At 29.8% G+C, this 19,334-nt stretch carries 12 protein-coding genes, 1 tRNA gene and 2 pseudogenes; 11 read left to right on the top strand and 4 right to left on the bottom strand.

Going from position 1 to position 19,334, the window contains the following annotated elements; all coding sequences use genetic code 11:
- Positions 1 to 109: 109 nt before the first annotated feature.
- The 7 genes and pseudogenes from ECH_RS03690 (at position 110) to thiE (ending at position 5,746) form a co-directional block, all read left to right on the top strand.
- Positions 110 to 183 (top strand) — tRNA-Ile (locus tag ECH_RS03690).
- Between the two features lie 299 nt (positions 184 to 482).
- Positions 483 to 1,394: a methionyl-tRNA formyltransferase gene (gene fmt / locus ECH_RS03685; protein ID WP_011452883.1), complete on the top strand. Its 912-nt coding sequence runs from the start codon at positions 483 to 485 to the stop codon at positions 1,392 to 1,394.
- A 406-nt stretch (positions 1,395 to 1,800) separates the two neighbouring features.
- Positions 1,801 to 2,628, top strand: coding sequence for a rhodanese-related sulfurtransferase (locus tag ECH_RS03680; RefSeq protein ID WP_006010486.1), 828 nt, complete (start codon positions 1,801 to 1,803; stop codon positions 2,626 to 2,628).
- Between the two features lie 474 nt (positions 2,629 to 3,102).
- Positions 3,103 to 3,924 (top strand): pyruvate, water dikinase regulatory protein, encoded by an 822-nt coding sequence (locus ECH_RS03675; RefSeq protein ID WP_006010485.1) that lies wholly within the window; start codon positions 3,103 to 3,105, stop codon positions 3,922 to 3,924.
- Between the two features lie 54 nt (positions 3,925 to 3,978).
- A pseudogene (locus ECH_RS04900) lies at positions 3,979 to 4,130 on the top strand (kinase/pyrophosphorylase); the annotation flags it as partial.
- Positions 4,131 to 4,184: 54 nt separating this feature from the next.
- A pseudogene (locus ECH_RS04790) lies at positions 4,185 to 4,337 on the top strand (kinase/pyrophosphorylase); the annotation flags it as partial.
- Between the two features lie 362 nt (positions 4,338 to 4,699).
- Positions 4,700 to 5,746 (top strand): thiamine phosphate synthase, encoded by a 1,047-nt coding sequence (thiE, locus tag ECH_RS03670; RefSeq protein ID WP_044147695.1) that lies wholly within the window; start codon positions 4,700 to 4,702, stop codon positions 5,744 to 5,746.
- Between the two features lie 55 nt (positions 5,747 to 5,801).
- Here thiE and ECH_RS03665 read toward each other — a convergent pair whose 3' ends face one another.
- Positions 5,802 to 7,103, bottom strand: coding sequence for an HlyC/CorC family transporter (locus ECH_RS03665; protein WP_006010481.1), 1,302 nt, complete (start codon positions 7,101 to 7,103; stop codon positions 5,802 to 5,804).
- Between the two features lie 148 nt (positions 7,104 to 7,251).
- Here ECH_RS03665 and ECH_RS03660 point away from each other — a divergent pair, with 148 nt between their 5' ends.
- Positions 7,252 to 7,536 (top strand): YggT family protein, encoded by a 285-nt coding sequence (locus ECH_RS03660; RefSeq protein WP_011452880.1) that lies wholly within the window; start codon positions 7,252 to 7,254, stop codon positions 7,534 to 7,536.
- Positions 7,511 to 9,994 (top strand): FtsK/SpoIIIE family DNA translocase, encoded by a 2,484-nt coding sequence (locus ECH_RS03655; RefSeq protein ID WP_006010479.1) that lies wholly within the window; start codon positions 7,511 to 7,513, stop codon positions 9,992 to 9,994. The genes ECH_RS03660 and ECH_RS03655 overlap by 26 nt, the downstream gene beginning before the upstream one ends.
- Positions 9,995 to 10,393: 399 nt before the next feature.
- On the opposite strand, the gene ECH_RS03650 is transcribed toward ECH_RS03655, so the two are convergent.
- Positions 10,394 to 11,455, bottom strand: a complete 1,062-nt coding sequence (locus tag ECH_RS03650; RefSeq protein ID WP_226988394.1) for a hypothetical protein — start codon at positions 11,453 to 11,455, stop codon at positions 10,394 to 10,396.
- A gap of 1,012 nt (positions 11,456 to 12,467) precedes the next feature.
- A complete protein-coding gene (locus ECH_RS03645; protein ID WP_011452876.1) occupies positions 12,468 to 13,646 on the bottom strand; it encodes an aspartate aminotransferase family protein in 1,179 nt (392 codons plus the stop codon).
- Positions 13,647 to 13,792: 146 nt separating this feature from the next.
- On the opposite strand from ECH_RS03645, the gene ECH_RS03640 reads away from it, so the two are divergent.
- Together ECH_RS03640 and mutL are read left to right on the top strand one after the other, a co-directional pair.
- Positions 13,793 to 15,205 (top strand): sensor histidine kinase, encoded by a 1,413-nt coding sequence (locus tag ECH_RS03640; RefSeq protein WP_011452875.1) that lies wholly within the window; start codon positions 13,793 to 13,795, stop codon positions 15,203 to 15,205.
- A 251-nt stretch (positions 15,206 to 15,456) separates the two neighbouring features.
- On the top strand, positions 15,457 to 17,478 hold the full coding sequence (gene mutL, locus ECH_RS03635; protein WP_011452874.1) for a DNA mismatch repair endonuclease MutL: 2,022 nt from the start codon (positions 15,457 to 15,459) through the stop codon (positions 17,476 to 17,478).
- A gap of 565 nt (positions 17,479 to 18,043) precedes the next feature.
- Here the strand turns inward: mutL and dprA are convergent.
- Positions 18,044 to 19,171, bottom strand: coding sequence for a DNA-processing protein DprA (gene dprA / locus ECH_RS03630; RefSeq protein WP_011452873.1), 1,128 nt, complete (start codon positions 19,169 to 19,171; stop codon positions 18,044 to 18,046).
- Between the last annotated feature and the right edge of the window lie 163 nt (positions 19,172 to 19,334).

The following is a 19,334-nucleotide window of genomic DNA, read 5'->3' as shown; positions in this document are numbered from 1 at the left end:
TGCTTAATAATATTTTTAGTAATAGTTTTAAAGTGTTACAGCGTTAATTTTTTATTGTAAATTACTGTTGTATATGATACAAGATACATTGTCTGTATTTAATAATTATGGGGCTGTAGCTCAGTTGGTTGGAGCGGATCGCTCATAACGATATGGCCGTAGGTTCAAGTCCTACCAGCCCTACTTGTAAATTTCTTTTAAAAATATTCTAAATATGTACTGTATTATCCTTCAATAGTGAGATGTTGATAATTAGTGTCATTTCTTACAAATTGTATATTTGGGTATATCTAACAGCAGTTACAGTATAAATTTATCTTTATGGTTCTCTTAATGTTACATGTGTAGTTTTATGAGTGGGAAGATTGGTACAATTGTGTATATAATTTTTTTTTGTATCAAGTGAAAGATTAGGTGGGACAAGCTTGCCTTATTTATATATTTAATATAAATAGGCTGTATATAACTGAATGTATTTTGCTATGAAAATAATATTTATGGGTTCTCCCGAATTTTCTGTACCGGCTCTATGTGCTCTTCTAGAAGAAAAAGATCACGAAGTTATTGCTGTGTATACAAGGCTTCCTAAACCTGCTGGAAGGAGAGGAAAGGTGCTTACTAAAACACCTATACATATTATTGCAGAGCAAAATAATATAGAGGTCAATACTCCAAAATCTTTAAAGCATGATTATGAGCAAGAAAAAATTTTTGCATTAAATCCAGATGTCATTGTAGTAGTTGCATATGGGTTAATTATTCCAGAGGCTGTGTTATCGATACCTAAGTACGGATGCATAAATATACATCCATCCTTGTTGCCAAGATGGCGTGGAGCAGCACCTATACATTATGCAATTCTGTCAGGTGACGAACAAACTGGAGTTACCATTATGCAAATGAATGAGCTATGGGATGAAGGAGATATTCTGCTGCAAAGGGATATTCCTATAGATGAACAAGATAACATTGATACTTTAAGCCAAAAACTATCTAACTTAGGAAGTTCAATGTTAATTGAAGTGCTTAATAATATTGATCATTTGGTTCCTATTAAACAAAATGCTAATGATGCTACATATACGAATAAAATAATAGATTTTCATATAGACTGTAATGAGGAAGCTCAGGTTATATGTAGAAAAATTAGAGCTTTGTATCCTAAAGCTTTTTTATTTTTCAATGATAAAAGACTCAGAATATTAAAGGCTAATTATTGTCCTGATAGTGATTTGCAAAATTTAAAGCCTGGGACAGTGATTAATTCTCATATGCATATTAAATGTAAAAACGGTGTTTTAATTCCACTTATAGTGCAATTGGAAGGGAAAAATCCATGTAGCATTAATGATTTTATACATGGTTATAGTATTTCAAATAGTTCTATTACTTGATTGGCTATTGATATGGGTTTGTATGTATTAATATATGATACGGTATGTTAAATATAATGTTTTATGTGTTTTCTTCTTAAAAATATTAATTAAATAGTTGTTAAATCATTAGAGCTATGTATTAATAATATTTATTAAATGCATTTGTGCAGTAAGATATACTGTACTAACACATCTATCCTAGTTAATATAAAATAGAGACTTAGAGATTTTACTTGTCGAAGATATATTATAGGTACTTATGTTATATACTAATAGTTCTCTATTAATAGAATATGCAAATACCATGTGGTATTTTTTTTAATGTATAATAGTAAACATGTATGGTTGATTGTTAAGCTTAATTGACAGTATTGCCTTTATAAAATATATTAGAGTGTGTTGGAGGATTAAAGAGAAACATAATATGGGGTACGTAGTTTCAACTTTTTATCGTTTTGTACATTTGTCTAACTATTATGATATTCAACCTGTATTAAAGGAGTTTTGTGTACAACATAGTATAAAGGGTACTATAATTTTAGCTGAACAGGGAATTAATGCTACAATAGCAGCTGATAAACAGAGCTCTTTAGATGAGTTTTTCTCTTTTTTGAATCTAGATGATAGGTTAAAAGATATTCGATATCATAAAAGTTTTGCTATGCATAATCCTTTCTCCAAAATGAAAGTCAAGTTAAGAAAGGAGTTAGTATGTCTAGGTATTGAAGATTTTGATAATTCTGTTTGTGGGGAATATGTAAGTCCGCAGGATTGGGATGATTTAATTTCTAGATCTGATGTTTATACTATAGATACTAGAAATACTTATGAGATAAATTTTGGAAAGTTTAAGAATGCAATAAATCCTCAGACAAAGTGTTTCCGTGATTTTCCAGAATGGGCTATTTCTTGGGCATCTAATAAAGTAGATCAAGACCCTATTATAGCTATGTATTGTACAGGTGGTATTAGATGTGAAAAATCTACTGCTTTTATGAAAGATTTAGGTTTCAGTAAGGTATATCATTTAAAAGGAGGAATATTAGAGTATTTTAAGAGTACTCAAAATAAAAATAGTCTTTGGGAAGGTGATTGTTTTACTTTTGATGATAGAATTGCAGTTGATAATAAATTAGTTCCTGCTCATGTGAAATGTGTATCATGTGATGTTTGTGTGACTCCAGAAGAAATGAAATCGATAACTCGAGGACATGTATTATGTTTTAACTGTAAGGAAAATGTAAAAATATAAGTTTTTGTTTAAGTAAGTTTGCTATAGTTAGATGTTGCTTTCCTATGTTCCGTATTGAAAGATATGTATAGTTAGATAGGTGACTAAATATAAGATAGTAAGTTGTGTAGGTTCGTTTAGAAAGAAAATGCAGTTGATTGATATTTGTCTGAGTTCTTAGATATCACTAAAATTTATTTATAGTTCTTCTTATAAGGTTAATAGTAAATTATATAGTTGTTGTTAATGTAAATGTTAGTATTAAATTTTTATGTGTGTGGCTATGTTCTGTTAATTTTGGGTATTGAAACTAGTCTATATCAATAATGATTTTAATATTAAAATGTATTATGTGAGTTATGAACCAGGATTTTTATAAGAAATTTATATTTAAAATTACTTACTTTTATTCCTTTTATGTATGTATACTAAATAAGAATAAATTTTTTTGGGAGTGGTTGTCAATTTTTATATTGTATTAGTAATCTATTTTATATGAGCACTTCTGTTACTTTAAATCTGCACTTAATTTCTGATTCTACATGCGAGACTGTTGCATCAGTAGCCAGGTCTGCACTAGAGCATTTTAGATCTGTAGAGGTTAATGAATTTGTCTGGTCGTTTATTAATAATAATGAGCAGATAGATAAAATAATGTCATTAATTGAAAAGGATAAATATAATTTTATTATGTATACGATGTTTGATGATGAATTAAGAAGATATTTAAAGCAGAAAGCTGGTGCACAAGAAATACCATGTATTCCTGTATTGTCACATGTTATTAGGGAAATTTCTTGTTATTTGCATATTAAGAAAGATCCATATATTAGTACTAACATTGGATTAGATGATGAGTATTTTACACGTATAGATGCAATTAATTATACCATTGCACATGATGATGGGCAAAATCTTTGGGATATAGACCAAGCTGATATAATTATTTTAGGTGTTTCTAGGACTTCAAAATCTCCTACCAGTATATACTTAGCTTATCGTGGATATAGGGTAGTAAATATACCATTAGTACACTCTATTAATTTATCTGTGGACTTATCAAATATGAAAAATAAGCTTATTGTTGGTTTAACTATTGATATTGACCGATTAATAGAGATAAGGAGGACTAGGTTAGTTTCTATGAAGAATCAAAATAATTATCAGTATGTTGATTACGAGCATGTATTGATGGAAATTAAAGAAACAAAAAGGATATGTGTTCAAAATGGCTGGCCTATTATAGATGTTACACAAAAGTCTGTTGAAGAAATAGCAGCGACAATTATTCAGTATTTTAATAAGATGCAACATTAATAATAGAGGTACATTGTTCATGATCTGCCTGTGGAATATCTAATTTAACTTATTCAGTGTGTTGATTACGAGCATGTATTGATGGAATTAAAGAAACAAAAAGGATATGTGTTCAAAATGGCTGGCCTATTATAGATGTTACACAAAAGTTTGTTGAAGAAATATCAGCAACAATTATTCAGTATTTTAATAAAATGCAACCTTAATAATAGAGGTACATTGTTCATGATCTGCCTGTGGAATATCTAATTTAACTTATTCAGTATATTGATTACGAGCATGTATTGGTGAAATTAAAGAACAAAAAAGATATGTGTTCACGAAATGGCTGGCCTATTATAGATGTTACACAAAAGTTTGTTGAAGAAATATCAGCAACAATTATTCAGTATTTTAATAAAATGCAACCTTAATAATAGAGGTATATTGTTTGTTATCTGCCTGTGGAATATCTAATTTAACTTATGGAGTATTAATGCAAGTTGTGTTTTAGTGATTTTGTAGTGAGATATATGTTTTTAGTACAATAATGTTGATTTTAGTAGGGATAGAATGTGTAACAATAAGCTAATATGTATTTATTGTGTAGTGATTCTCTATTTTGGATATAATCAAGTTTATCTAATTTATTGTTATGGTTAAAATATGCGTTTTAGCAAGTTATGAATTCAGTAATTCTTTAAAATATGTTATGTCGTATATTGTGTTTTTAGTGATTTTATGTAATTTTTCATTATATCCTAATGTGGATTTGATATTATAGCTTTTGAATTTTATGTCTGAAAATGATTTTAGTGAAGTCTGCATTGTAGATAAAAGAGATTTAATACAATACTGTTGTACTACTCAATTAGAAGATCTTGATGATATTGTTAGAAGTGTCAACTCTCTATACTCTATAAAAAAAAAGAGCATATATGTTATTAATGTTGCAAGTCAGAAATATGGCAGATGTTGGGACTATTACTTTAATGGTATGGAAGGCTTATGGTTTTTATATAACGGAGTGTCATGTAATGGTAAAGAAAATTTCTTGTCTGCATATAAAGCATCTGTGTTAGTAAGTAAGTGTTTAAATGCTGCTGACTTGCAAAAGGATGCTTTAATTATAGCAAGAGCTTCTGCTAATCAATCTGTTGAAGATGCTAGTTTTTTAGATGAAAGGTATTTCCCTATTATTACGCTTAATAAAGATTATTATTTTGATAAAAATTTTCATCCTATGCTTGATCCTGTAGGTTTTTACCAAATAGTGCCAGATCTATTTTGGTTGAAGTATGTAATTAATTTAGGGGTTAAAGTAGTACAGCTGAGAATTAAAAATGAACCAATAGAAGAAGTAGAGTATAAAATAAAGGAAGGTGTACATATTGCAAATCAAAATGGTGTAAAATTGTTTGTGAATGATTATTGGCAGTTTGCAGTAAAGTATAAAGCTTATGGAGTGCATTTAGGACAGGAGGACTTGAGGAGTGCAAACTTTAATGAAATATATAATGCAGGATTGAGACTAGGTATTAGTACCCATTGTTATCATGAATTAGCAATAGCGAAATATATACGTCCTTCATATATTGCTTTTGGCCCTATTTTTCCTACTACATTAAAAAACATGAATTTTATGCCACAGGGTACAGATTTACTTAATTATTGGGTTAAGAATTTACCTTATAAAATTGTGGCTATTGGTGGCATTAATTTGTCAAATGTGGATTCAGTAATTGGAACTGGTGTTGACGGCATAGCTGTTATATCTGCTGTGTTAAATAGTGAATATCCTGATAAAGTGGTACATGAGTTTATACAAAAATGCCAAATCTAGCTCGCAGTTATAAGTAATTTGGTTATAACGGTCTTATTATTGAACGTGTACTCGGTTAAGTTTGTTGTTCTGTCTTGTGTTTTATAGTAGATGTATCTTTTGGAGATGTATCAACTTGAATACTAGAAATGGTATGACCACTTTTCTTTAATATTTTAAATGACAATCCGTATAGTAAAAATTCCTCGCCTTCTTCAGGTATACGTTCAACTTCATACACAATTGCTCCTGCCAATGTTGATGCTTCTTCATCAGGTAAGTTCCAACGTAACTGCCTATTAATATCTCTAATGGAAGTAGAACCATTAATATGATATATATTTTCGCAAATTTGTTTTATTGGAGCTTCTGTTGTAATATCATGTTCATCTGTAATATCTCCAACTATTTCTTCAATAACATCTTCTAATGTTACTATTCCTTGTAATGCTCCGTACTCATCTATTACTAAAGCAAGATGTCTTCTATTTTTTAAGAAGTTATGAAGCTGAACACTCAACAGAGTTGTATCTGGAACAAACCATGGTTTTGTCATTACTTTATGAAGATCTTCTTGAGTAATATTTTTGCCTTTTTCCCGTATTAGCGTTATTACATCTTTAACATGTACTACTCCTACGATTTGATCTTCTTGATTTTTCCATAATGGTATTCTACTATGAGAGCTTGCTAATATTTTTTTTATTAGATCATTTATATTTGTATCTATATTAAAAGCTAATATGTTTTTCCTGTGGGTCATTACTTGTGAAATTTCTGTTTCTGCTAAATCTAATATGCTACTCAACATGTCTAAATCTTGTTTTAGCATGGTTCCTTTACTATCATGTAGTGAGATTAAATTTCTCATAGCTTCTGCTGCTGAAATGATTTCTTTATCTTTATGCATGTCTAGAATTTTTAAAATACAATCTATCATATATTGTATTGATAGTGTTATGGGGGATAAAATGAGTACGCAACATGATAAGGGACACGATATCATTAAAGCAATTTTTTCTGGATTGAGTATTGCATAGCTTTTTGGTAATGCTTCAGAAAATATCAGTATAAACAATGTCATAATGACGGTTGAAAATAATATCCCCTGTGGTCCTAAAATTTCAATAGAAATTGCTGTTGCAATAGAAGAAGCAGTGATGTTTATAATAGTATTGCCTATTAATACAGTATTTATAACAAGCTTTTTCTTTTGACTGAGTGTGTTAATGATTTGGGCTCTTTTATTACCCTGTAGCATTAATTTATGGATAAGTGAACTACTAATTGAAGTTATACTTGTTTCTGCAGCAGAAAAAAATGCAGATAAAATTAGTAGTATAAGTATACTAAATACTGAAGTTACTAATAAACCCATTGAGGATCAAACATTAAAGTAAACTTTACATCATAAATAATACTCTTGAGTTTTTCAAGTTGAATTTTTCTCTTTGTGATTGACTATGATTTTAGTGTACTATACACTAAACATTTAATATTTATGTTAATTAGAGAGCTATTACTTTATGCATCCTTTGGTGTATTTACTTGATACATTGTTAAGTATTTATAATTTCTCTTTGATGCTATGGATAATATTAAGCTGGTTAATAGTATTGAATATTGTAAATAGGTATAATGAGATTGTTAATAATGTTTTTTTATTGTTATCTAAATTGATGTCTCCTGCCTTGAATTTTATCAGGAAGATTCTGCCTTTTACTATTTCCTATAATTTTGATCTTTCACCACTTGTATTGTTGATATTTATTAATTTTATAAGATATGCTTTGCGTTACTATTTTGGGTAAGATAGTTGTGAGTATAAAATCTGTCCTTAATAAAACTTTTGTTTCCTTTAAGATATTTTTACTATCTTTTGTGGTAGCATTTGTTTCTTTGTCAATTCTTACTTATCATGAAAATGATTTATCTTTCAATCTGGCGACTGACTCTCCTGTGAGAAATTTAGGTGGCGTTGTTGGGTCGCATCTAGCTGATATTTTTGTACAAATATTTGGTATATCTAGCCTTATAGCAATTCCTTTAATGGTCTTTTGCGTTGTTAATATACTATGTCGTGTCAATAGGAATATTTACCTGTACCTTGGTAGCAGTTTGATGATTATGGTTGGAATAAGTGGATTGGTATCGAATGTTTCTCTAAAGGTCATCCATAAATACTATTATGGTGGTGTTCTAGGTATCTATTTTCAAAGCTGTCCAATTATTGTATTGCTTGCTATAGTATTGTTGGGTACTGCTGGAATTATTGGTTGGAAAAAAATTGTATATCTTTATGATATCTTATTAAAAATGTTTAGTAGGATAATTCATAAATCTAACAATATTAGTGATACTGTTATAAGAGAAGAAATCTCTCAAAATGTAGGACAAGCTCAAGAGTATTATAATATAGAAGATTCATTGGATGAGAGAGAATTTACAGAGGAAGAAGAGGAAATAGAGGAAGACGAATTAACGAAAGAGTTAATAGAAGAAGAAATAGAAGAGGAAGAATCAATAGAAGAGTTTATGGAAGAGGAGGTGGAAGGAGAGGAATTAGCAGAAGAATTAGATTTTCCAGATGAAGAAGAAGGGTTAGAATTTCAAGTTGAAGAAGATGATGATGAATGTGAAGAAGAAGATGAGGAAAGTAATTACGATGAAGAATGTCATGATAAATATGATGATAAAGACGATTATATTGATGACAGTAATGAAAAAGAGATAGTAGTTTATAAGAGACCTCAGGCAACTCCTCAAGTAGTTCAAGAAAAAAAAAAGTATAAAGAATTTGTCCTACCTAGTGTTGATTATTTATCAAAACCTAATCCAGTAGATAAAAGAGAGTTTCATCCAGATGATAATGTTGTCAATTTGCTTAATAAAGTACTTAAGGATTTTTCTATACATGGAAACATAGTTAATATTAGGTATGGTCCAGTAGTAACATTATATGAGTTTGAACCATCTGCTGGTACTAAATCATCAAGGGTTATAGGATTGTCTGATGATATTGCTCGTTCAATGAGTGCTTTGTCAACACGTATATCAGTTATTCCTGGAAGAAATGTTATGGGTATAGAACTACCAAATCACTATAGGGAAATAGTGATGTTACGTGATTTATTTGAAAGTGAACAGTATAGGGATTCTAGGCTTAAATTACCCATAGCTTTAGGAAAGGGTATAGATGGGGAAGTAGTTATTGCTGATTTAGTAAAAATGCCGCATCTTCTTATTGCTGGTACTACAGGGTCTGGAAAATCTGTAGCAATTAATACTATGATTTTATCTCTGATCTACAGTTTAACTCCAGATCAATGCAAAATGATTATGATTGATCCTAAAGTACTAGAATTGTCAGTCTATAATTCTATTCCACATTTGTTAACTCCAGTAGTGACTGAATCCAAAAAGGCTATTGCTGCTTTAAAGTGGGTAGTAAGTGAAATGGAAAATCGTTACCGGTTAATGTCTGATATTGGAGTACGTAATATTGTTAGTTATAATGATAAAATTAAAGAAGCAATTGATGAGAATAGAACTCTAGAAAAAGTATTACAGACAGGGTTTGATAAAGAGACAGGGGAGGCAATTTTCGAAAGAATTGCAATAGAGCCTAGTGTTTTTCCTTACATTGTAGTGATAGTAGATGAAATGGCAGATTTAATGCTTGTAGCTGGGAAAGAAATTGAATCTTCGATACAAAGATTATCTCAGATGGCAAGGGCTGCTGGAATTCATATAATTATGGCAACTCAGCGTCCTTCTGTTGATATAATCACAGGGGTAGTAAAAGCAAATTTCCCAACAAGAATTAGCTTTGCCGTAACATCGAAGATAGATAGTAGAACTATCCTTGGTGAACAAGGAGCAGAGCAGTTACTTGGTATGGGTGACATGCTGTATATGGTATCTGGTGGTAGAATAATACGTGTGCATGGAGCTTTTGTTAGCGATGATGAAATACAGAATATAGTTGAATATTTGAGGTCTCAAGGAACTCCAGATTATATAGAAGGTATTACACGGATCCAACAAGATTATGATTATTGTATAGATGATAATATTCCTGAACGGGATGATGAATTGTATAAACAAGCAGTGTCGATAGTAATAAGGGATCGAAGAACTTCTATTAGCTATATCCAGAGACAATTAAGAATAGGATATAATAGAGCTGCAAATTTAGTAGAGCGTATGGAAAGAGATGGTGTTATTGGAGTTGCAAGTGCTGGAAAGCGAGAAATATTGCTTGAATAGTATCGAATATGTAAACAATGATGATTATTACTACCTTAGATTATTAAAAAATTACATCAGCATTTAAAAGTTGTAAGTTAGTTGTACAGTTATACATTTTATATACTATGTTAATGCTGCTATGGAATTAGCGTTATTGTTCCACATATCATAGATGACGTTAAACTGATTGTCCTTGTGCTGTGTGGTAACTATAAGTCTGGCAATACTATCACCACTATCATCAGCTAATGCGCTGCTAGGAGGATTATTATTACTGCAACAAGCGGCAACATCAGATTATTAAAAATTACATCAGCGTTTAAAAGTTGTAAGTTGGTTGTACGGTTATACATTTTCTATACTATGTTAATACTGCTATGAAATTAGCGTTATTGTTCCACATATTATAGATGAACGTTAAGCTGATAGTTCTTGTGCTACTATAAGTCTGGCAATATTACCACCACTATCATCAGCTAATAAGCTACTAGGATGGAGATTATCACCGCAACAAGCGGCAGCGGCAACACCATCATCATTGGTCTGGTGCTTTCCTCCTTTACTTTTAATGCACTGTTCTATGAAGAATGATGCAATAAACATAGCTACTGTTATCAGTTCGAAACAGAGTATAGGAATATTCTGAAAGTCATAAAGATTGTGCATTTTTCCACCAAGAGATATTGCTTCTGATATATGGCATGCACAATGAATTATCTCAAAAGCTAAGATGATACCGCAAAAAATTGTGAAACTAAGGTGTTGTTTTTTTTCTTCCTCAGAACCAGATGTCTTACGTGATATATTTGCATCTATTAACCTTATAACACAAGATATAATACCTAAAAGAGATGCAGTAATCGATAAAAACAGGCTCATGTTTTCAAGTATTTGGTTGTCACCCATAGATATCATTACTAGTGATGCAATATAAACAATAAGCCACATCACCTGTGAAATGATAGTAAGAGCATTTTCAGAAACTTGAGCATGAGCCTGTATTTTTTTTAATTTTTTATATTTGGCGTTCTCTTCTACACATTCTTCATTTGATGCATCTGTTGGCATATCGTCAAGATGCTTTTTTTGGTTGAGTGATTTCTTTATTGCAAGTATTGAACTTACAATCATGGAAATTGCAATTAGTATACAGAGAGCATAAAAAGCAGTAGCTACTGCATGTTTAGTGCTAGTAGGAATAAAAACTTGGGTTGATACTAAATTGAATATAGAAGACGCTGCTTCTGCTAATAACCCAATGAAAGAAAAAATTACAAAATATCTATCAAAATCTATCTTATTCAGTATTTCATCATTTGCCTTATCTGGTGTTTCATCTTCTTCTGACCTTAATAGAGGGGAAAACTCATTATATTCTACTGTTGATGTATCGTCATTTGGAAGTGGATCTGTGTTTAGTGGTTGATATTCATCTGATCCTGCGCAAGAACCCCCTTGATTGTTTTGTCCTACTATCATAGCCCTGTACCATGTTAACTTAAAAAGTAGATGAAATAGCCACTGAGTGGTGTACAACACAAAAGTGTGCTTTAATAGTACCATATAAATTATGAAACATCAAGTTGATTTTTAGTAACAGTATTTTCTTTCTGAGTGGTTTTCTAACAACAGTAATCCACTTTACTGATTTCTTGTGAAATGATTATTAGAGATATTGTGCAAATTTATAATATAACTATAAAATCTATGTTACTCAAATGGTAGACTATAAACTTATTAGTTGATAAATTATCGTATAATAACTATTGTTTTGTATTCTTGTAATAGGCTACAAAACTATCTACTACTATAGTAAATAATGGAAATCCAATTGATAGCAAACTTAATACTATAGCTTTAACACTTGTGCTAACAGATAACAAATTTATGGATTGACTATGTATAAAAAACCTTATCTGTAAGACTACCTGTACTAAAACAATATCTATATATTATCGTATAATAATTACTGTTTTGCATTCTTGTAATATAATAGACTACAAAACTATCTACTACTATAGCAAATAATGGAAACTCAATGATAGTAAACTTAAACAGTATAGCTTTAACCACTTGTGTTAACAAATAACAAATTTTATGGATTGACTATATATAAAAACCTTATCTGTAAGACTATCTGTACTAAAACAATATCTATATATTATCGTATAATAATTACTGTTTTGCATTCTTGTAATATAATAGACTACAAAACCATCTACTACTATAGCAAATAATGAAAACTCAATGATAGCAAACTTAAACAGTATAGCTTTAACCACTTGTGTTAACAGATAACAAATTTTATGGATTGACTATATATAAAAACCTTATCTGTAAGACTATCTGTACTAAAACAATACCTATATATTAAATTACTATTAGTAATGTAGCTTTATATTATGTAGCCGATACTACTGAATATTGATAAAATAATGCAATAATACCTGTAAGTAAACCTTATATATTTGATATTAGTAAAGCTTGTTATTTACTGATGATATTTGCTTTGCAGATAACTTTCTAGTATAGCAAGACCTTCATCAATTTCTTGTTGAGTTATGATTAAAGGAGGTACTATCCTTAAAGTATTATTGCTTGCAGTGTTGGTTAGTAACCCACAACTTATTAAATCATGCATTAATTCTCTATTATTAATATTAGTATTGATTTTTAGTCCTATCATGAGCCCTTTACCTTTTACTTCTTCAATTACTGGAAATTTTTTAGCTAAATCTTCCAACCTTTTGTACAGATAATGGCCATTTTTAGTTACATTGTCTAAAAACCCATCTTTTAAAATTTCTTCAACTACAGTCATTCCAATAGTAGTTGCTAAAGGATTTCCTCCAAAAGTAGAACCATGCATGCCAACACCCATAAACTGAGAAGCATTATTGGTTGCTAAAGTTGCTGATATAGGGAAACCACCACCTAATCCTTTTGCAAGACAACATATGTCAGGAGTTACTCCAGTATGCTCATGAGCAAAGAATTTTCCTGTTCTTCCACTTCCACATTGTACACAATCGAAAATTAGCAGTATATCGTTTTGATCACAAATTGTACGTAATTCTTTCAAGAAAGAATCATCAAGTACGTTGATTCCTCCTTCTCCTTGTATAGGTTCTAATAGTATAGCACCTATAGTTTCATTAATTGCATTTTTTATGGATGTGATATCAGGATTTACACAGTCAAACCATTCAACGTATGGTTTAAGAAATGGAGAGAATTTACTTGGATCATTTGCTGAACATGCAGCACATGTTCTTCCATGATAAGACTGCTTCATTGTAATGAATCTATAACGTTGAGTATTACCTTTACCACATTGGTATGACCTTGCTATCTTTAAGCAACATTCTACAGATTCTGCACCTGAATTATTAAAAAACACTTTATCAGCGAAGCTAATATCTACTAATTTTTGTGCTAACTTGATAGCTTCAGGTATTGTATGTACATTTGATATGTGCCATAACTTTTCACCTTGTGTTTTTAATGCATTTACTAATGCTGGATGAGCGTGTCCTAACGAACTAGTTGCAATGCCTGCATGAAAATCTACATATTTTTTATTATTATAGTCGTATAAATAGACTCCTTTCCCATGTGAGAAAGTAACCTTAGATGGTGCATAAACAGGTAAAATTGGCGAACTATTCATTTAACATTTCCTCAAAATTAAAGAACTAAGTAAATAGAATATAATAGTGTGTAACTGTAACACGATATTGTTATATGTCAACTAAGAAAAAGTTTATAAATAGCACCATATACATATTATCATGCTATGGGTGATTGGGTATATATATGAAATATTTTCGAATTTTATTGTTAATGTTTTTAGTAATGACTTTGTGCTTTGCAGTTGGTTATACGCATATATATTTGAGGGATGATTATCTGTATGAAGTTTCAAAAGAAATCAATGTCAATATTAAAGCAATACTTGTTAATTCTGTGATCAATAAATATGCTCAATTATTAGCAAAGGCTCCAAGTCATGTATCAACAAATACGTACTATATGAATTTGTTGATAAAGTTACGTGCTGAATTTCTCAAAGCTTTAGGTGGGGTTAAAGATTTTCATGTTATTTTATATAATGTAGATGGAAATGTAATATTTTCTAATAGAAGTAGTGAAGATATTGCAGATCAGGACCTGCTGTTACGTTCTGAAGATATGAATTCATTATTAAGAGGAAAATATGTAGACCATAGAGTAAGTAATGGAGCAACTACTGTGTCTATATTTCCTATATTTTCATTAGATGGTCAAGATAGTTCTCCTTTAATGTTTTTAAAGATAATTAAAAATTCAGAAAATTTATCCAGTTTTATTGTAAATTTCTATACTGTGTTTTTAATGATAGTCATATTAGTCATTATTATATTTATTGTTGTAACTTGGTGTATATATTATAAAAATGCAAAAATGCTAAGTAAGCAGTATAACGCAAATCTAAAATTAAAAGAAGCAAAGGAAGTAGCAGAACAAGAGAATGTAAGTAAATCACAATTTCTTGCAAATGTTAGTCATGAGTTACGTACTCCATTGAACTCTATTATTGGGTTTTCGGAAATGATGAAGGCTGAGTCCATGGGGGCTATAGAGAATGTTCATTATAAGGAGTATATAAATGATATTCACAATGCTGGTGTCCATCTATTAAGCTTAATTAATGATATTTTAGATTTCTCTAAGGCTGAGGCTGATAAATTAGTTGTAGAATTTGTAAAATTTGATTTAGGAAAAGTTATTTCTTCCTGCTTTAATATGATACTTCCAAGAGCTGAGGAAGCAAAAGTAAGACTTGAACAAGTATTACCATCTAATCAAATTATAATGGTTGCAGATCCTAAAAGAATGAAACAAGTTATCATCAACTTATTATCCAATTCAATAAAATTTACTCCTGAAAATGGATGTGTAAAATTAGTGGTAGAATATGATCTCGAAAATAGCATGATTGTTATTGAAGTTATTGATAATGGTATAGGTATAGCACAGCAAGATTTGTATAAGGTTATGTCTGTTTTTGGGCAGGTAGATAGTAGACATGCTCGTAAATATGAAGGTACAGGGTTAGGTTTACCTTTAAGTAAGAAATTAGTTGAACTGATGGATGGGGTATTTAAAATAAAGAGTGAACCTAATTTAGGTACTATAGTAACCTTAATGTTCCCGTATACTAATACCCTTGAAGAAAAAGGCTTCTAATAGTTTGTGGTTCTATTTATAAAAGGGTGAATTATTTATTAGTATGCATGTGTTTTATAAGTCTATTTTTAATTGTAGTAAGTAGCTTGAATTGATAAAATTAGGTTTATAGATGTTTTGAAAACATTATTAAATTATAGTAGTAAATTACTTAAGGTAATTTATACTGGATGTTTAGTGGTTGTACTACTAAGAAATAGTTGTTATTTCTGTATGTCTATAAATGTTGTTTCAATTATCAGTGTTAGCATATGTCAATTATACTATTAGATCCTAGAACAATTAATAGAATTGCTGCAGGGGAAGTAATAGAATGTCCAGCTAGTGTGGTTAAAGAATTAGTTGAAAATTCAATAGATGCTAAAGCTACTGCCATAAGTATTACAATAGAACGTGGAGGACGTAATTTAATAATTGTTAGTGATAATGGTATTGGAATAAAAAAAGAAGATATGGAAATTGCATTTGCTCGTCATGCAACGTCTAAGCTTCCTGATGGTGATTTAACAAAAGTTAGATCCTTGGGGTTTCGAGGAGAAGGATTAACTTCTATTGCAGCTGTTGGAAAAGTAAAAATGGTTTCAAAATATAGAGATTCTGATACTGCATGGTTAATGGTATTTGAAGGTGGAGAAAAAACACAAGAATTGACACCAGATGCACTTTCTTGTGGTACTTATATTGAAGTGAGAGATTTGTTTTTTGCTACACCTAATAGGTTAAAGTTTCTTAGGACAGAAAAAGCAGAGGTTCAATCTATTATTGATATGATGAACAAACTAGCTATGGTAAATCATAATGTAATGTTTTCATTATTTGTTGATAATAAACAGGTATTTAAATATTTAACACAACAATCAAATATTGATAGATTATCTGAAATAAAAACTTTGGGAATGGAATTTTGTAAAAATTCTTTACCAGTGAATGTAAAAGAAGAGCAGATTCAATTATCAGGTTATATTGGATCTCCTACATTAAGTCGTGGTAAGTCAAGTCTTATATATACTTTTGTTAATAGTCGACCTGTTTATGATAATTTACTGATAGGTGCAGTTAGATATGCTTATAGTGATTTTATAGAAAAGGATAAATATCCAGTTGTTGTATTATATCTTGATATTCCATGTGATCAAGTTGACGCTAATGTTCATCCGAATAAATCTGAGGTAAGATTTCAAGATAAAAAGTTAGTATATAGAACTGTAGTTAATGCAATTAAAGAAGTGTTATCGATCAACCTAAATACTAAATTAAAGTCTATAAGTGAATTTGAAAATGATCATTTTGTACATGCTAGTATGGTAAATTCAAGAAACATAGGTAATAGCGTTTCTTCCGAGTTTTTTAAATGTTTTCAAAATAGAAAACCATTACTTAACAATGACGTGCAAAAATATAGTTCTAAAAATGTAGAAACAGATGACCAATCTTTGTTAGATACTAATGTCTCCTTTTGTACAGATTCAAAAATGATAACGAATAAATTAAAAGAAGAGAGAGTTTATGAAAATTCTAGAGAGCATATTAATAAGGGAGATTCTAAAATAGAGGTTAGTAATTTTGATATATTAGGAGAGAAAAAAAATTTTGTTAATTTAGCTAATAATCTTCTACAGGAGTCACCTAGTATAGATAGTGGTAAGTTTAATACTAGTAAAAAAGTACCAAGTGATTCATTAATTGATACTTATCCATTAGGCTATGCTTTATGTCAAATACACAGTAGATATATCATCTCTCAAACACAGGATTCTATTGTTATTATTGATCAGCATGCAGCTCATGAGAGATTAACTTATGAATATATGAAACAAGTTATGGCAAAAGAGGGGATAAAGCGTCAGATACTATTGATACCTGAGATTATTGAAATGAATAACCATCTTGATTTGGAGTTACTTGTTGAATATAAGGAAAAGTTATTAAAACTTGGATTACTCATTGAACCACTTGGTAATTTATCGGTAATAGTAAGGGAAGTTCCAGCACTTTTTGGAAGTTTTGATGTTAAATCGCTTATTATTAATATAGTTGATAGTATTATGGAAGTAGGTGATACTTTATTCTTAGATGATAAGATTAAGGATATATGTGGGACTATAGCATGTTATAGTTCTATTAGAAGTGGTAGAAAATTAAAGATTGAAGAAATGAATGCTATTTTAAGGAATATGGAAAATACTGCACATTCTGGACAATGTAATCATGGTAGGCCAACTTATGTAGAGCTAAATTTAGTTGAGATAGATAGGCTTTTTTCAAGAAGATAGTGAAATAATTTGGATATGTTGACAATATAAAACTACATATTTAATGTCATCTAGTATATGTAGTTTTGTTGATTTTAAGTGTGATTTTCAAAGTTTGTGTGGTGAATACATATTCGTAGACATTAATATGTGTTTTTGTATGTCTCTATATTTATATTAAAGTAGCTTACTTATTGTGAAATGCTTAAAAAAGTATTTTATAAAAAAATTTTTAGATTTTAAGAGATTATGATATCCAAAAAACTTTATTATTATGGAATCTTTCTATTCTTGCCTAATTATTGCAATGACGTAATTAACTGAAAGATAATTTTATAAAAAATATTAATTTTTAAGTCTAGTAGTGCATTAAAGCTACTTTATTGTTATGGAATCTTTCTATTCTTGCCTAATTATTGCAATGACGTAATTAACTAAAAGATAATTTTATAAAAAGTATTAATTTTTAAGTCTAGTAGTGCATTAAAGCTACTTTATTGTTATGGAATCTTTCTATTCTTGTCTAATTATTGAAGTGACTTAATTAACTAAAAGATAATTTTATAAAAAGTATTAATTTTTAAGTCTAGTAGTGCATTAAAGCTACTTTATTGTTAGGAAATCTTTCTATTTTTTGTGCTGCTTCTAGCTCAATTAAGGCTATTAATATACTACTGATGTTCAAATTAGTAGACGCAATGATTTCTTCAATTTCGGTTGGACTATGGGTTATGTATTGCAGAATAGTATCTTTTGCATTATTGATTTCAAAAAGGTTATTATCACTTTTTGTTGTATTATCGAATATTGATTGTTGTATGTAAGGTTTATTATTGTTAAATTGTAAACTTTCTGTGATATCGTGTGTAAATTCTACTAATTTTGCTCCGTTTTTTATTAGACTGTTACTTCCTCTACACCTATGGTCAAGTGGTGACCCAGGAACTGCAAATACTTCTCTATTTTGTTCTAAAGCGAAATTTGCTGTAATAAGTGATCCTGATTGTATAGATGCTTCGACAATTACTACTCCAAGTGATAATCCAGAAATTATACGATTACGTTGTGGAAATAATTGAGCCCTTGGTAATGTAGAAAAAGGAAATTCCGTGATTATTAATCCTCCTTTATCTACTATGGTGTTATATAAATGTATATTTTCCTGCGGGTATACTATGTTGACTCCGCTGGCCATGACAGCAATTGTTGGTAATTGTTGGTAAATTATACTATGTGCAGATTTATCTATTCCTCTTGCTAATCCGGACGCTATAACAAAACCAGAGTTAGCTAATTCGTATGATAACTTATAAGCAAAATTTTTTCCATTGATGGAAGGGTTCCTGCTTCCTACTATTCCTATTGTTTTTTCTTTTAACAGTGATGAGTCTCCTAGTACTGTTATAACTGGTGGATAATCGTGAATATTACGTAAAATTTCTGGGTAGTCTTCATCAAATACAGTAATTATTTTTCCACCAATCTTAGTAGTATTTTCAATTTCTAGTTCTGCTGCTTCAATAGAGCATATGTTGTGAATTTTATTATTAATTTTAGATTTTTTTATTAAGTTTGGTAGAACTTCCAGTATATGTTGACAAGTTTTATATAGCTTAATTAATGCATGAAATGTTGATGGACCTATGTTTGGTGTTCTTATTACTCTAAGACATGATATCAGTTCTTGGTGGGATAATTCTTTATTGATTTTCATAATTAACTTTTTTTGTATCTAATAATATAAGTTAAGATATTAACTTATATTAATCAAATAATTAGTAATAATAAATAGTATTTATTGTTAAGAACTCTATTGAAATTAGTGTTACCTACTGCACGTTTTTTATGAATCTGAGATATTTATTAATACACTTGTG

The organism is Ehrlichia chaffeensis str. Arkansas (genome assembly GCF_000013145.1).
GTDB classification, from domain to species: Bacteria; Pseudomonadota; Alphaproteobacteria; order Rickettsiales; family Anaplasmataceae; genus Ehrlichia; species Ehrlichia chaffeensis.
This window is presented reverse-complemented; position numbering and strand designations above follow the sequence as displayed.